The organism is Neisseria sp. HMSC066H01 (assembly GCF_001837375.1).
GTDB lineage: Bacteria > Pseudomonadota > Gammaproteobacteria > Burkholderiales > Neisseriaceae > Neisseria.
Genome location: NZ_KV832194.1, coordinates 306,274 through 320,194 on the forward strand (window position 1 = coordinate 306,274; position 13,921 = coordinate 320,194).

The 13,921-nt window shown below is 48.0% G+C and carries 14 protein-coding genes; 4 read left to right on the plus strand and 10 right to left on the minus strand.

The features are described 5' to 3' along the window. Nucleotides 1-55: 55 nt before the first annotated feature. The 10 genes from HMPREF2551_RS05630 to cmk all read right to left on the minus strand — a co-directional run bounded on the left by HMPREF2551_RS05630 (nucleotide 56) and on the right by cmk (nucleotide 9,849). The gene (locus HMPREF2551_RS05630) at nucleotides 56-901 is read right to left on the minus strand and encodes a DUF817 domain-containing protein (protein WP_036490627.1); all 846 of its coding nucleotides are present in this window, start codon (nucleotides 899-901) and stop codon (nucleotides 56-58) included. Nucleotides 902-934: 33 nt separating this feature from the next. Continuing rightward, a complete protein-coding gene (gene ispG, locus HMPREF2551_RS05635) occupies nucleotides 935-2,200 on the minus strand; it encodes a flavodoxin-dependent (E)-4-hydroxy-3-methylbut-2-enyl-diphosphate synthase (protein WP_070837691.1) in 1,266 nt (421 codons plus the stop codon). A gap of 1 nt (nucleotide 2,201) precedes the next feature. Further along, nucleotides 2,202-3,083, minus strand: a complete 882-nt coding sequence (locus HMPREF2551_RS05640; RefSeq protein WP_070837693.1) for a helix-turn-helix domain-containing protein — start codon at nucleotides 3,081-3,083, stop codon at nucleotides 2,202-2,204. Beyond that, the gene (pilW, locus tag HMPREF2551_RS05645) at nucleotides 3,084-3,839 is read right to left on the minus strand and encodes a type IV pilus biogenesis/stability protein PilW (RefSeq protein WP_070837696.1); all 756 of its coding nucleotides are present in this window, start codon (nucleotides 3,837-3,839) and stop codon (nucleotides 3,084-3,086) included. It lies immediately after the preceding gene. 8 nt (nucleotides 3,840-3,847) lie between these two features. After that, the gene (gene rlmN, locus HMPREF2551_RS05650) at nucleotides 3,848-4,936 is read right to left on the minus strand and encodes a dual-specificity RNA methyltransferase RlmN (RefSeq protein ID WP_070837699.1); all 1,089 of its coding nucleotides are present in this window, start codon (nucleotides 4,934-4,936) and stop codon (nucleotides 3,848-3,850) included. A 171-nt stretch (nucleotides 4,937-5,107) separates the two neighbouring features. Next, a complete protein-coding gene (gene ndk, locus HMPREF2551_RS05655; protein ID WP_003747024.1) occupies nucleotides 5,108-5,533 on the minus strand; it encodes a nucleoside-diphosphate kinase in 426 nt (141 codons plus the stop codon). 94 nt (nucleotides 5,534-5,627) lie between these two features. After that, nucleotides 5,628-6,764: a cell division protein ZapE gene (zapE, locus tag HMPREF2551_RS05660; RefSeq protein ID WP_003747022.1), complete on the minus strand. Its 1,137-nt coding sequence runs from the start codon at nucleotides 6,762-6,764 to the stop codon at nucleotides 5,628-5,630. Nucleotides 6,765-7,024: 260 nt separating this feature from the next. After that, nucleotides 7,025-7,339, minus strand: a complete 315-nt coding sequence (locus HMPREF2551_RS05665) for an integration host factor subunit beta (RefSeq protein ID WP_003678992.1) — start codon at nucleotides 7,337-7,339, stop codon at nucleotides 7,025-7,027. A 10-nt stretch (nucleotides 7,340-7,349) separates the two neighbouring features. Further along, nucleotides 7,350-9,035, minus strand: coding sequence for a 30S ribosomal protein S1 (rpsA, locus tag HMPREF2551_RS05670; RefSeq protein ID WP_003678994.1), 1,686 nt, complete (start codon nucleotides 9,033-9,035; stop codon nucleotides 7,350-7,352). A 154-nt stretch (nucleotides 9,036-9,189) separates the two neighbouring features. Beyond that, nucleotides 9,190-9,849, minus strand: coding sequence for a (d)CMP kinase (gene cmk / locus HMPREF2551_RS05675; protein WP_070837702.1), 660 nt, complete (start codon nucleotides 9,847-9,849; stop codon nucleotides 9,190-9,192). A gap of 216 nt (nucleotides 9,850-10,065) precedes the next feature. On the opposite strand from cmk, the gene ruvB reads away from it, so the two are divergent. The 4 genes from ruvB to HMPREF2551_RS05695 all read left to right on the plus strand — a co-directional run bounded on the left by ruvB (nucleotide 10,066) and on the right by HMPREF2551_RS05695 (nucleotide 13,913). Next, nucleotides 10,066-11,097, plus strand: a complete 1,032-nt coding sequence (gene ruvB / locus HMPREF2551_RS05680; RefSeq protein ID WP_070837704.1) for a Holliday junction branch migration DNA helicase RuvB — start codon at nucleotides 10,066-10,068, stop codon at nucleotides 11,095-11,097. Between the two features lie 122 nt (nucleotides 11,098-11,219). Beyond that, entirely contained in the window at nucleotides 11,220-13,127 is a 1,908-nt protein-coding gene (locus HMPREF2551_RS05685) for an ATP-binding cassette domain-containing protein (protein WP_070837707.1), read from the plus strand. Between the two features lie 89 nt (nucleotides 13,128-13,216). Beyond that, on the plus strand, nucleotides 13,217-13,648 hold the full coding sequence (locus HMPREF2551_RS05690; protein WP_070837709.1) for a type II toxin-antitoxin system RatA family toxin: 432 nt from the start codon (nucleotides 13,217-13,219) through the stop codon (nucleotides 13,646-13,648). Next, a complete protein-coding gene (locus HMPREF2551_RS05695; RefSeq protein ID WP_070837712.1) occupies nucleotides 13,641-13,913 on the plus strand; it encodes an RnfH family protein in 273 nt (90 codons plus the stop codon). The genes HMPREF2551_RS05690 and HMPREF2551_RS05695 overlap by 8 nt, the downstream gene beginning before the upstream one ends. Nucleotides 13,914-13,921 lie beyond the last annotated feature (8 nt).

Genomic DNA, 13,921 nt, shown 5'->3' on the forward strand with positions numbered 1-13,921 from the left:
GAAAATGAAAGGCCGTCTGAAAGTTTCAGACGGCCTTTTGATATATGTTGAACAATTAATCTTTCGATACGCTGATGGTATGTTTAATATGTTTTAAATTCGCAACGATGGTAAAAGTCATCATCACCAATAAAGCCCATGAGCTCCATTTGCTGATGTGTACCGATGCCCACGCGCCGATTTGGTTGGGATAGCGCCAAACACCGAATAAAGTTCCTAAATTTTCCGCCAGCCAAATGAAAAATCCAATCAGGACAAAAGCGAGCAGGAGCGGCATTTTGCGAGTAGTGTCATAGGGCGTGTACAAGACTGTCGTCCGGGCGTATAGGCCGAGAGCAAAGGCTGCGAGATACCAGCGATAGTCGCCGATATAGTGATGGGTGAAAAAATTGATATAAATCGCCAGCGCGCACAAAGTGCCCAACCAATATGGCGGATGGCTTTTGATTTTGAGGTCAAACAGCCGCCATGCTTGGATAATATAGCTGCCGACTGCGGCATACATAAAGCCCGCAAACAGCGGTACGCCGCCGATTTTGGTATATGCTTCTTCCGGATAGCTCCAGGATTGGATACCACCTGAAGTTTTGAACCACTCTAAAGCAAAGCCCACCAAGTGAAACAGCGTAATCGATTTCACTTCGTCCCAAGTTTCCAGCTTGAAATACAGCATGGCTGCTTGTACGGAGACGGCAAAAATCAGCAGCAGGTCGTAGCGCGAAATTCCCAGCCAACCTGTTTTCGGAATAAGAAACATGGCAATGAAAAACAAGCCTGCAAATAAGCAGGCTCGTGCTTCTTTCAAACCGAAAAACCAAAATTCAACAATAAAGCGTCGCCAACCATGCAAATCCTTGCGTTTGGGATGCTCAGTCAGCCAAGTATCCAGTTTGCCCAACATATTTTCAGACGGCCTCTTTATCTTGAAAATGTTTTAGGCAGACTGAATCGGAATGACACGGTTTTGCTTACGTTTTGCGCCACCTTCGCAATAGTTGGTTTTGACATAATCTTCAACGATTTGTAAAAACTCGGCAGCGATATTGTCGCCTTTGAGAGTCACTTTGCGTTCGCCGTCTACATAAACCGGCGCAACCGGAGTTTCGCCTGTACCTGGCAAGCTGATGCCGATATCGGCAAGCTTGCTCTCGCCCGGGCCATTGACTACGCAACCCATTACGGCAACGTTCAATGATTCAACGCCTGGATACTCAGTGCGCCAAACAGTCATTTTTTGGCGTAAATAGTTTTGTACGTCTTGCGCCAATTCTTGGAATACGGTACTGGTGGTACGGCCGCAGCCTGGGCAGGCTGTAACCATTGGTGTGAAGGAACGCAAGCCCATGGTTTGCAGGATTTCCTGACCGACAATGACTTCCTGAGTGCGCGAACTGCCGGGCTCGGGGGTCAGGGAGATTCGAATGGTGTCGCCGATACCTTCTTGCAGCAATACAGCCAAGGCAGCGGTAGATGCCACAATACCTTTGCTGCCCATGCCAGCCTCGGTCAGACCGAGATGGAGCGGGTAGCGGCAACGGCTGCCCAATTCGCGGTAAACCTGAATCAAGTCTTGTACGGCGCTGACCTTGCACGACAAAATGATTTTATCTTCAGGCAAGCCCAAAGCTACGGCTTTTTCTGCTGACTCCAGCGCCGAAACAATCAAAGCTTCTTTCATGATTTCTTCAGGCGGCTTTGGTGTGGCAGAAGCTAGGTTGGCATCCATCATGCGCTTGGCAAGGCTTTGATCAAGCGAACCCCAGTTCACACCGATGCGTACGGCTTTATTGTTTTCTGCCGCCGTACGAATCATAAAGGCAAATTTCTCATCGCCTTTTGCGCCTTTGCCGACATTGCCCGGGTTGATGCGGTATTTAGACAGGGCTTTGCCGCACTCGGGAAATTCAGCCAATAAGCGTTCGCCATTAAAATGGAAGTCGCCGATCAGGGGCGTGGTGTAACCCATATCGTCTAAGCGGCTGCGGATTTCGGCGACTTTGGAAGCCGCTTCCGGAGTATTGACCGTGATGCGTACCATTTCCGAGCCGGCATCGCTCAACTCTTTGACCTGTCGGGCGGTTGCTTCTGCATCTGCGGTGTCGGTATTGGTCATAGATTGCACAACAACGGGCGCATCCGAACCAACGATGAGATGATCAATTTGTACTTGATGTGTCAGACGGCGTTTAGGTGTGGTCATTTTAGTTTTTTCCTGCAACAAAAGAGGCGGATTTTTCACCGGCAACACGGTGTTTTAAAGGTTCGATTGGTGTGCCGCCGTAATTAGCTTCCGAACCGGCTGCAATACCGATCCAAACATTATAAGGCGCGCCGCCTCTCAGACGATGTTCGCTTCCGGCCGGAACAATGCGGCTGAATACTACTTTTCCATCTTTGTCTGCAATAATCAGATTGCTTCGGTATTGGACTTTAATCCAAAGTTCGTCTTTTTCAACTTTGACGGCAGGTTTTTCTTCTACAACGGCAGAAGCTGCTGAAGCCGCTTGTTCATTGGCTGCTTCAGACTTATTGGTAATTTCTTTTTTGCCGTCTTCGGTCATTTCGCTAACGGCAACATTATCCGTTTTCAAAGCAGGCGTTTTCATCGTATCGGCAACATCTTTGCTGTTTTGAATATTTGCCTGTTCGTTTTCATAGCTGGATTTACTTTGCCAAAAGTAAACACCGCCTATTGCTAAAGCCAATGCGGCTGCACCCAATATCCATTTAGGGAAACCCTGTTTTTCAGCATCTTCATAGCTCAAGCCGCTTTTGGTGCTGCGTGTTACTGCATATACATGGTCTTCAAGTTGCGGAGTAATCGAGTGCAAATGTTTGGTGATGGTTTGTTCATCGATTTTGAGGAATCGTGCATATGAACGAAGATAACCTGAGACGAAGACCAGACCCGGAAAATTTGAATATTCCCCTTTTTCCAAGGCATCAATTTGTTCGGCAGACAGTTTTAAACGTGAAGCAACATCTTCAATATCGATTTTGGCATCAGTTCTGTGCTTTCGTAATTCATCCCCCAGTGTTTTGGCGGCTTGTGTGTCGTAGTTGATTTTATCGTTATTTTCCATTTAGTGGCCTGTTGTAACAGTTTGTAGTTCGTCAGAATAAGGGAAGTTTGCCCTAAGTTGGGCTTCATATTCGTATGCGGCGTGTTTATTGCCCAAGGCAGTGGCCAAGCGCCAGCCTAAAAGCAAATCGTCAGCCTGCAGGACATCGACTTTGCTTTGGTATTGGCGGAAATAATAGTCGGCATCGTTCAGATTGCCTGCCATCATTTTGGTTCGGGCAAGCTCTTTGAAAGCAGGGAAGAATTGTGGATTGGCCGCCAAAGACCTTTCCAAATAGGCTTGAGCCAAAGAGTATTGGCCTAATCTTGCACTGCAAATGCCTTTATTCATATTGGCAATAAAGGGGCTCGGGTAGGTCGGGTCGGCCAGTGCTTTATCAAAATAAGCCATAGATTCGGCAGGTGCATTCATTTGATTGCATAAGAACCAACCGTAATTGTTGTTAACTTCAGCACTATCCGGTTTTAAAGACAAGGCTTTAAGAAAGCTTTCCTGAGCTTTATCGCGGACCTTCAGATATTGATAAATTTCAGCGCGTACCAGCCAAGCAATATCGTTTTTTGAATTGAATTTAAGTGCCTCTTCGATACTTTCGGTAGCTTGGCGGTAGTTTTGACCGCGCATATATTCCACGGCAAGCTGGGTTTTGATATTGGAAACCTGAATGGCACGTTCTTTGGGGCTTGGTCCGGAAGAGGATGAGCAGGCAGAAAGAGTCAGTGCGGTAAGTAAAGCGAATCCGAACTTGATTTTCATAATTAACCTTATTGTTCGACCAAAATTTGTTGCCATTTTTGTTGGCGGCGTGTTTTATCTTGTACTTGTCCGGCCAATTGTCCGCAAGCGGCATCAATGTCGTCGCCACGGGTTTTGCGGACAGTAACGACAAAGCCGGCTTGTTGCAGAATATCGCGGAAGACGCGGATATTCTCGTTGGTAGAACGTTCGTAGCCGGAATTCGGGAAAGGGTTGAACGGAATCAGATTGAATTTGCACGGTACGTCTTTAACCAATTCAATCAATTCGCGCGCGTGTTGGGCCTTGTCGTTGATGCCGTCGAGCATAACGTATTCAAAGGTAATAAAGTCGCGGGGGGCTTTGACCAGATAACGTTGACAGGCCGCCATCAATTCTTTCAATGGGTATTTCTTATTCAGCGGAACGATTTGATCGCGCACTTCGTCATTGGAAGCGTGTAAAGATACGGCTAAAGCAACAGGCATAGCGTCGCGCAGTCTGTCCATTTGCGGAACCATACCTGAAGTGGAAACGGTCACGCGGCGGCGGCTCAAGCCATAGCCGTGATCATCCAGCATAATGCTCAAAGCGGTAACAACATTATCAAAGTTTGCCATGGGTTCGCCCATACCCATCATCACCACGTTGGAAATAACGCGTTCATTTTTAGGGGTAACGCCCATGGCTTTATTGGCCCACCAAAGCTGGCCGATAATTTCGGCGGCAGTCAGGTTGCGGTTGAAACCTTGTCGTCCGGTAGAGCAGAAAGTGCATTCCAATGCGCAACCTACCTGGGAAGAGATGCACAAAGTGCCGCGTTCGGCTTCGGGAATGAAGACGGTTTCTACACCGTTGCCCGTGCCGACATCCAGCAACCATTTGCGTGTACCATCCGTAGATTCTTGTGCCATCATTAATTTAGGCACTTCGATTGTGGCTTGTTCATTCAGCTTGGCGCGCAATGATTTGGCCAAATCAGTCATTTCTTCAAAGTTTTGTGCACCGGCTTGATGTATCCAACGCATGACTTGCTTGGCGCGGAAAGGTTTTTCACCCATTTCGGCAAAGTGTTGCGTCAGTCCGTTTAAATCGTAATTCAGTAGATTGGTTTTCATGTATTTTTATGTTTCTCAATAAAGCTTTTAAAGTAAAGAGGCTTATCGGTCAGCTTTGCTTTAAAAGCCTTTAGGGGTTTCAGACGGCCTGTCATTTGCAGTGCATACAAAGCAGTTTTGCCGTCCGATATGGAATCGGACGGCCGTAAAGCGGCTACAGGCTTTTTACTTTTATCGTGGGCAGATTTCGCTTTGGCTGAAGAAGTAGGCAATTTCAATCGCAGCGTTTTCCACACTGTCAGAACCGTGCACAGCATTGACGCTGACAGATTCTGCAAAGTCGGCGCGGATTGTGCCTGGAGCGGCATCAGCCGGATTGGTTGCGCCCATCAATTCACGATTTTTAGCAACGGCGTTTTCACCTTCCAATACTTGAATCATGACGGGATTGCGTGTCATGAATTTAACCAAGTCTTCGTAAAAAGGGCGGCCTTTATGTACGGCATAAAACTCTTTTGCTTCGCGCTCAGACAGCTGTTTCATTTTTGCCGCAATAATGCGCAGGCCGTTTTCTTCAAAGCGGCTGTAAATCTTGCCGATGACGTTTTTTTCTACCGCATCGGGTTTGATGATGGAAATCGTACGTTCGATGGCCATATTATGTCCTTGTTTTTATTGAAAGGTAAGTTGTCGTAACCCAAAGGCAAGGGGAGTGTATTTTACCAAATTTCGCCCTTTTTTGGGAAAGGCATTATTTGCTTAAAGTCAGGTGCGGTTGTTCCAAATAGACTTCGGACTGCATTTCGACCATACGGCTGGCTGTACGGGTAAATTCTTCGGCAAAATCGCCTTCAACATAAATATCGTTTACGCCAACAGCACTGGTGGCACACAACTTCACGCGGAAGTCATATAAAACGTCAATCAACCATGTCAGACGGCGTGCTTCTGCTTTTTCTTGAGGGGTCAGGCGTTCCAATCCTGATAGAAAAACCATCTCGTAATGTTCGGCCAAATACAGATAGTCGGCTTGTGAGCGCGGACCGAAACACAATGCACGGAAATCAAACCAGATGGCGCGTTCCGACTGGGCTTTATGAGGAATTTCCCGTCCATGAATAATGCTGATTCCCGGGTTTAATTCAGAGATTCCGCTCATTTCTTTAAATAAAGCAGCCAATTTTTGCTCGTTTTCTTCATTATTGGGCACAAAGAAAATTTCGGCAGGGCGTAATGTGCGCAATCGGTAATCTTCTCCGCCATCTACATTTAAAACGGTCAGGTTAGATTCGATAAGGGCGATGGTTGGCAGAAAGCTGCTGCGATTTTGGCCTTGAGGATAGAGTTCGGATGGAGCGTAGTTGGAAGTAGCCACCAAAACAACACCTTCGCTCAGCAGGTTTTCCAACAGACGGCCTAAAATCATCGCATCGGCAATGTCGCTGACGTGAAATTCATCAAAGCATAATACGCGTGTTTCTTTGGCAATTTCTGCTGCAACGGCTTTTAAAGGATTTGCTTCGCTCTTTAAAGCTTTCAGCCGTTGATGAATTTCGGCCATAAAGGCATGGAAATGCACGCGGCGCTTACGGCGATAAGGGAGGCAGCCAAAAAAAGCGTCCATCAGGAAACTTTTACCGCGTCCTACGCCGCCATAAAAATAGAGTCCTTTAGGTACTTGGGGGGAGCGCAGGCTGCGGCCGAGAAAACGGTTGCGTTTGCGTTTGAACATCATCAGCTCGGTCCACAAGCGATCCAAATATTCAATGGCTCGTGCTTGTGCTTCGTCACGGATGAAGTTGGGTTGTTCGGCGGCGGCCTGATACCAAGTCAATGGGCTGTGGTTTTCAAATGGCGGTGGCGTAAATAGTTGGTCTCTATTGCTCATGTATAACCTTTATTATGTTTTGCTGGCGATAGTCGAAACATCATCCGCAATAATTTGGACAGTAGTCGGAATGATGTTCTCATTATGGAATAGTCGGTCTATTATAAATGATTTCAGACGGCCTGCGTTTTTTGCAAAGGCTTTGTTGTCAATATAGTTGGAAAAGTGTGCGATTAAAGTGCAAGCAAAAAGGGCTGGCTTTAGTATTTTTTGAAAAAACAAAAAAACGCCGCATTTCTGCGGCGTTTTGCTACTAAGTATTAATGAGCACTTTCTTGCAATGCCAAGTCTACACGCTCACGCAACTCTTTACCCGGTTTGAAGTGGGGAACATGTTTTTCAGGCACTTCCACACGTTCGCCGGTTTTAGGGTTGCGCCCGATACGGGCAGGGCGGTGGTTCAAGTCGAAGCTGCCGAAGCCACGGATTTCGATACGTTGTCCACGAGCCAGTGAGCGGGTCATGGTATCAACCAAGACTTTTACACTGTATTCGACATCTTTAGCCAGCAGTTGGTTGCCATTTTTTTCGGCAAACACTTCTGCGAGGCGAACCATCAATTCAGACTTCGTCATGTCTGCAACCTTATTCTTGGTCGCCGGACAGTTTGGCTTTCAGCAAGTCGCCCAAGCTGGTAGTACCGGCATTGGCAGTTGCAGCGGCATTAACTGAATTCAGCGCTTCGCGGTTTTCTTTAGCGTCTTTCGCTTTAACAGACAGACGGATGCTGCGGTTTTTGCGGTCAACGGTAACGATAACGGCTTCAACTTCGTCGCCTTCTTTCAGTTTGGTAGTCAGGTCTTCAACGCGGTCAGCGGCAAATTCAGAAGCAGGCAGGTAGCCTTCAACTTCTTCAGACAGAGCGACTACGGCACCTTTGGCGTCAACAGATTTCACAGAACCTTTAACCAAAGAACCTTTGTCGTTTACGCTGATGAAGTTACCGAACGGATCGCCTTCAAGTTGTTTGATACCCAAAGAGATGCGTTCTTTTTCAACGTCGATGGCCAATACAACGGCTTCAACTTCTTCGCCTTTTTTGTATTTGCGTACAGCTTCTTCGCCGGCTTCAGTCCAAGACAAGTCAGACAGGTGAACCAGACCGTCGATACCGCCAGGCAGACCTACGAATACGCCGAAGTCAGTGATGGATTTAACTGCGCCGGAGATTTTGTCGCCTTTGTTGTGGTTGGCTGCAAACTCTTCCCAAGGGTTAGCTTGGCATTGTTTCATACCCAAAGAGATACGGCGGCGGTCTTCGTCGATTTCCAGGATCATTACTTCAACTTCGTCACCCAGTTGAACAACTTTGCTTGGGTGTACGTTTTTGTTGGTCCAATCCATTTCGGAAACGTGTACCAAACCTTCGATGCCTTGTTCGATTTCAACGAACGCACCGTAGTCAGTCAGGTTGGATACTTTACCGAACAGGCGGGTACCTTGTGGATAACGGCGGGTCAGGCCGCTCCAAGGATCTTCGCCCAGTTGTTTCATACCCAGGGAAACGCGTTGTTTGTCTTGGTCGAATTTCAGGACTTTGGCTTCTACTTCTTGACCAACTTCCAAAACTTCGCTTGGGTGTTTCACACGACGCCATGCCAAGTCGGTGATGTGCAACAGACCGTCGATGCCGCCCAAGTCAACGAATGCACCGTAATCGGTGATGTTTTTAACGATACCTTTGATAACTGAACCTTCTTGCAGGTTTTCCAGCAAGGCTTTGCGTTCTTCACCCAAAGTAGCTTCCAGAACAGCGCGGCGGGACACAACAACGTTGTTGCGTTTTTTGTCCAGTTTGATCACTTTGAATTCAATTTCTTTGCCTTCGAAGTGAGAAGTGTCTTTTACAGGACGTACGTCAACCAAAGAACCCGGCAGGAATGCGCGGATGCTGTTGATCATAACAGTCAGACCACCTTTGACTTTGCCATTGATAACGCCGGACAGGATGTCGCCGTTTTCCATAGCTTCTTCCAAAGCGATCCAGTCGGCAGCGCGTTTGGCTTTTTCGCGGGACAGTTTGGTTTCGCCGAAGCCGTTTTCAACAGATTCGATGGTAACGGTAACGAAATCACCAACTTTAACTTCAATCTCGCCCTGAGCGTTTTTGAATTCAGCAACATCAATCAGAGATTCTGATTTCAGACCTGCGTTAACGGTAACGAAGTTTTGATCAATGCCGACTACTTCGGCAGTAATCACTTCACCTGGGTTCATCTCTTGCAGGGTAAAGCTTTCTTCCAGCAGCTGGGCAAAATTTTCCATAGTCATATATACTCTTTTCGGTACACCGCCAAGGGGTGCGGGTTAGGTTTGAAATGACCTGCCGTCCTTGGCGCGGCAGGTTGGGAAATGTTTTCAGACGGCCTTGTTATAGGGTTAACAGGCCGTCTGAAATGAAAACTTCGCGATTATACTCCAAATTTTAAACTTTATGATACCAATCAAGCACTTTTTTTACAGCTTCTTCGATAGAAAGGTTGTCGGTATCTAGAAGCAGGGCGTCGGGCAGCTGTTTCAATGGGGCAACAGGGCGGCGGCGGTCTGCTTCGTCGCGCGCTTCAATGTCCGACAAAATGCGCTCGAATGCCACGCCTTCGCATGGGATACCGAGTTGCTTGGCACGACGTTGGGCGCGAACATTGGCACTTGCAGTCAGGAAGATTTTTAATGCGGCATCAGGGAAAATAACCGAGCCGATATCTCGGCCGTCGGCGACCAAACCTTTCTCGGTCAGGAAATCGCGTTGGCGCTGCAAAAGGGCAGTACGCACTTTAGGCAACTGCGCGACGGCAGATGCGCCCATGCCGATGGCTTCGGTACGGATTTGCTCGGATACATCTTCGCCATTCAATAATACGACACTGCTTTCAAATTGTGCGGGTAAAGTTTCTGCCAGTGTGCTGACGGCATCTTCATCTGTCCAGGCAACATTTTGTTTTTGTGCGTAAAGCGCAGTCAGGCGGTAAAGCGCACCGGAGTCGAGGTAAAGAAAACCCAAGGCTTCGGCTACGCGTGAGGCAACCGTCCCTTTACCGGATGCGCTGGGGCCGTCGATGGCGATGACTTTTTGCTTGAGGCTCATGTGTTCTCCTGAATGCGATAGGTATTTGAATTAACCGTTTATTATACGTTGCTTTGGCCGTCTGAAAACGAAAATTTTTGTGTGATTTAAATTTGAGGGAAAAGTGGCTCGGCCTTATCGGGTATAATGGTCAAAATCATAATTTAACCGCTTTATCTGATTGTTCGGGCCATCTGAAACAACGGGTCGGGAATAATCTTAGAATTTAGAAACATTATGTTACAAACCGATAATCTTACTTCTGCACAACCTCAGCGCATTATCACTGCTCAAAATATTTCCGCTCAGGAAGAATTGCTTGAACGCGCTTTACGTCCGAAAACTTTAGACGACTATATCGGGCAGGATAAGGCCAAAGAGCAGCTGGCTATTTTTATTCAGGCAGCGAAAAAACGTGGCGAAGCACTTGACCACACTTTGCTGTTTGGCCCACCGGGTTTGGGTAAAACTACTTTGGCGCATATTATCGCTAAAGAGTTGGGCGTTAATTTGCGCCAAACCAGCGGCCCGGTTTTGGAGCGTGCCGGCGACCTTGCAGCCTTATTGACCAATCTCGAGCCGCATGATGTGCTGTTTATTGATGAAATCCACCGTTTAAGCCCCGTGGTTGAAGAAATCCTTTATCCTGCGCTTGAAGATTATCAGTTGGACATCATGATAGGCGAAGGACCGGCCGCGCGTTCGGTCAAAATCGATTTGCCGCCGTTTACATTGGTGGGCGCGACGACCCGTGCCGGCATGCTAACCAATCCGTTGCGTGACCGTTTCGGTATTGTGTCCCGATTGGAGTTTTATCAAAACAAAGACTTGGCGACTATTGTTGCCCGCTCCGCCCAATTGTTGCAGTTGGAAATGGGTGAGGAGGGTGCGATGGAAGTGGCCAAGCGCAGCCGCGGTACGCCGCGCATTGCCAACCGCCTTTTGCGACGAGTGCGCGATTACGCCGATGTGAAAAACAATGGCGTCATTGATGCGGAAATTGCCGATGCGGCCTTGAGTATGCTGGATGTGGACGGTCAGGGTTTGGATGTGATGGACAGGAAATTCCTTGAGGCGATTCTGCACAAATTCAGCGGCGGCCCTGTCGGTTTGGAAAACGTGGCCGCTGCGATTGGTGAATCGACCGATACCATCGAAGATGTGATTGAACCTTATCTGATTCAGCAGGGCTTTTTGCAGCGTACACCGCGCGGACGCGTGGCAACCGAACGAGCCTATCTGCATTTCGGCTTGAAGGTTCAAAAATAATAATGAAGGCCGTCTGAAAACTGCTTTCAGACGGCCTGATACTTTCAATTTCATATGATTGTCGGTAAATATCTGCCGATAATCGGTTAAAATGTCCCCCTTTTCTTTTTTGAAGTTTCCCCATGAATATCTTATCCGTAGAAAACGCTTCCTTTGCCGTCGGCCATGTCGCCTTGCTCGACAAAACTTCTTTTCAACTCGACAGCGGCGAGAAAATCGGTTTAATCGGCCGCAACGGTGCGGGTAAGTCTTCGTTTTTAAAAATCCTTGCAGGCGTACAAAAGCTCGATGACGGGCAGATTATTGTTCAAAACAACCTCAAAATCGTTTATGTACCGCAGGAGTCCTTTTTTGATAAGGACGCAACCGTATTTGATACCGTCGCCGAAGGTTTGGGCGAAATTCGCGATTTATTGCGCCGTTATCATCATGTCAGCCATGAGTTGGAAAATGGTTCGAGTGAGGCTTTGTTGAAAGAACTCAACGAATTACAGCTTGAAATCGAAGCGAAAGACGGCTGGAAACTGGATGCGGCAGTCAAGCAGACTTTGGGCGAACTTGGTTTGCCGGAAAACGAAAAAATCGGCAACCTCTCCGGCGGGCAGAAAAAGCGCGTCGCCTTGGCGCAGGCTTGGGTGCAGAAGCCCGACGTATTGCTGCTGGACGAACCGACCAACCATTTGGACATCGACGCGATTATCTGGCTGGAAAACCTGCTCAAGGCGTTTGAAGGCAGCTTGGTTGTGATTACCCACGACCGTCGTTTTTTGGACAATATCGCCACGCGCATTGTCGAACTTGACCGCGGCATTCTGCGTTCCTATCCAGGTTCTTTCTCCAAATACAGAGAGAAAAAAGCGCAAGAGTTGGCAGTCGAGGCGGAACACAACCGCCTCTTCGACAAATTCCATGCGCAGGAAGAAGCGTGGATACGCAAAGGCATCGAAGCGCGCCGTACCCGCAACGAAGGCCGCGTGCGCCGTTTGGAAGAACTGCGCCGCCAGCGCGCCGAACGCCGCAATGTGCAGGGACAAGTCAACTTCAAGCTCGACAGCGGCGAGAAAAGCGGCAAAATCATCGCCGAATTAGAACACGCTTCGTTTGCCTATGGCGACAAAGTCATCATGGACAAATTCTCCGCCATTTTGCAGCGCGGCGACAAAATCGGCTTAATCGGTCCAAACGGTATCGGTAAAACCACCTTCCTTAAGCTGATTTTGGGCGAATTGCAGCCGACCTACGGCAGAATCCGTATCGGCAGTAAGCAGGAAGTTGCCTATTTTGACCAGTTCCGCAGTGCGTTGAATGAAAACGATACTGTGTTTTACACGCTCGGACAGGGCAACGATTACGTTGAAGTTGGTGGTAAGAAAAAGCATGTGATGAGCTATTTGGAAGATTTCTTGTTCCATCCAGCCCGCGCACAAAGCCCCGTTTCATCGCTATCCGGCGGCGAACGCAACCGCCTTCTGCTGGCAAAACTCTTCACCCGTCCCGCCAATATCCTGGTTTTGGACGAACCGACCAACGACTTGGATATTGACACCCAAGAGCTGCTCGAAGACCTACTGCGCGATTATCAAGGCACGGTATTCCTTGTTTCGCATGACCGTATGTTCTTGGATAATGTGATTACCCAAAGCATTGTTTTCGAAGGACAAGGCCGTCTGAAAGAATACATCGGCGGCTATCAGGATTATATCGACGCAAAATCGCGCGAAGAGAAAATTCAGACGGCCTCTGCGCCCAAAGCGGTTACCGAGCCTGAGAAAGTCAAACCCAAAGCCAACCGCACAGTCAAACTTTCCTATAAAGAACAGCGCGAACTTGACGCCCTGCCTGATGAAATCGCTGCTTTGGAAACCGAGCAGGCTGAAATCAATACCCAGCTTTCCGATCCTGAAATTTTTAAAGATTACGAAAAAGCAGGCGCATTGCAAAACAGGGCGGAAGAAATCGAGATGTCGCTTTTGGAAAAGCTGGAACGCTGGGAATGGCTGGAAGCGAAACAAAACGGAGAAGCGGTTTAAATTGGGAATTTTGTCCCAAAGTAGGGCGGATATTTTTCTGAATCATGCCGTCTGAACCCTGAATATTCAAAAACAAGGTCTACAACCACATGAAAAAAGTCGAGAAAAACGTATTGGTGCTGCATGGCGCTAAGGAAATGTTTGAGCTGGTGGACAAGGTCGAGGACTATCCAAAATTTTTGCCGTGGTACAGCAAGACCGAAGTCATCGAACGCAAAGGCAATGAGCTCAAAGCGCGCCTGTTTATGGACTATATGCGTGTCAAACAGTCGTTTGCAACGCACAACCACAATATCCCGGGGCAGGAAATCCGCATGGATTTGCTCGAAGGACCATTTAAAACCCTGCGCGGTACTTGGAAATTTATTGATTTGGGCGATGATATGTGTAAAGTCGAATTCAGATTAGAATACGATTTCTCCAATGCCGTACTCTCTGCCATGATTTCCCCAGTGTTCGGCCATCTCGCCGGTACGTTGGTGGATGCTTTTATTAAAGAGGCCGACCGCCGCTATGCTTGAGATTGAAATTGTTTACGGACTGGCAAACAGGCAAGTGTTGAAGAGCATGACCGTTGCCGAAGGTACAACCGTACGCGGAGCCGCCCTGCAAAGCGGTTTGGAGGTAGAGTTTCCAGAGTTGGATTTGCAACAAGCGCCTTTGGGTATTTTCGGCAAGGCGGTGAAAGACGAGACGGTGTTGCGCGATGGCGATCGGATTGAAGTTTATCGTCCATTGTTGATCGATCCGAAAGAAGCGCGACGTAAACGCGCCGGGCAAGAATAAATCCAAGG